This is a genomic window from Microcoleus sp. K4-B3 (assembly GCF_036704615.1).
Taxonomy (GTDB): domain Bacteria; phylum Cyanobacteriota; class Cyanobacteriia; order Cyanobacteriales; family Microcoleaceae; genus Microcoleus.
In genome coordinates this window covers 1-1,464 of sequence record NZ_JAUBSF010000228.1, presented here as the reverse complement: position 1 = coordinate 1,464, position 1,464 = coordinate 1, and the positions used below count along the sequence as shown (strand labels likewise).

At 42.3% G+C, this 1,464-nt stretch carries 1 pseudogene; it reads right to left on the bottom strand.

From position 1 onward, the window contains the following. Positions 1-97: 97 nt before the first annotated feature. Positions 98-1,301 (bottom strand): annotated as a pseudogene (locus tag QUA78_RS32580) (IS4 family transposase). Positions 1,302-1,464 lie beyond the last annotated feature (163 nt).

Sequence of the window (1,464 nt, the reverse complement as noted above, 5' to 3'; positions counted from 1 at the left end):
TCATGTGACAAAAATGATTCATCAGGAATTAAATCAGGCGAGAATCGACCAAAAAAAGGCATCATCATCGCTAAAAGCTTAACGGGTGACAACGCACCTATAATGCTTGCTGCATGAGGGATAGGGCGTAGAAGCCACGCTGAAAATAGAGACGTTTATGGGGCTTGAGTGCAATTAGGCTTATTACCCAATCGTTCCATAATTCCATCCCATAGATCCACCGTTGTCCATAGAGGCTCAGACTAAATTCACTTACGAAGTGGGGTTTTGTCTTGATGCTCATTGAGCCGTCCAGCATAAATTTCTATACCTAATTTCTTGAGCCATTGTCCGTGAATCGTCGCCAAACTATAAGCTATCGCAATCAACAAGACTAAGGCTAAAAAGCGAGCTTCATTGACCTTGGTATCTTCTCGCATTATAACCACCGATTTTGTAATCTTTGAACATCTGTTCGATGCCCCACCGACAACAATAAACACCTAAAGTAAGCTTCAGATTGGGGAGATTTGTCAGAATATACCAAGGTTCTTTTGGCCCTAGCTTACGATATTTTCGTTTCCAATATACAGCCAGATTAAATGGTCCTAAACCGTCTCCTTTATTTGCCAAAATATTCTGATAAAAATTGGACATCCCAGGTTTGAAGCCAAGCTTTTTGAGCACTTGATAGTCTTCACCTAAATTCTCTTGAAATTGGAAGTCCTTTTTCTGACGTAGTGCAAAGGATACGCCCCTGGAATCAAGCCATGATGCGAGTTTGGGGCTATGGAACTCTCGATCGCCATTATACCAAGACGGGATAGTTCTTAAACAGAAGAAGGACTGTACCTAAAAGTCGTTTTTGAGTCTTGAGGTCACTGTTACCTGACTTCTTTAAGACTTCCCAATATATCGGAAGAGCATGAGTCCCCCAGACCAGACTAACCATAAATATATTGTGTCCTTTCCACTGTGTTCGATCGATTGCAATGATCCAATAGCCATACTTTTGATGCTTGAGTTTTCGTACACAACGACGTTGTTCTCGGTTTAAGCGCTTGGACGTTTGCTCGCTCACAATCCAATATTTAATCAGGGGAAACCACAACAGTTTGACGCACAACTGAGGCAACACTAAAAAGCGTTGTAAGTTTCGGAAAGCGGCTTTGATATTGAATCGGTTGAGGAAAGACACTGGCTAATACGGAGAGTTTGACCTGACGATGAGCCTGAAGCAATAACAACAGCAGTTGTAAGGTTAAGTACTGGCTTTCATTGAGATGAGGGAGCAGGATTTTTTGGTATGATGGGGGCAACATTTTGTTTTTTGGGGAGCCCGTGTGGCTCCTTATTTTTTTGCCTTACCATTCTCTCAAACCTTTGTCCTGTTTAAACTAGAGGTGCCTTGGTGCGACTCGTTTAACCTAAAATAAGGGCTTAAACCCTTGTGGGACGGTTAGCCTAGCCGATTAACTCGGTTAG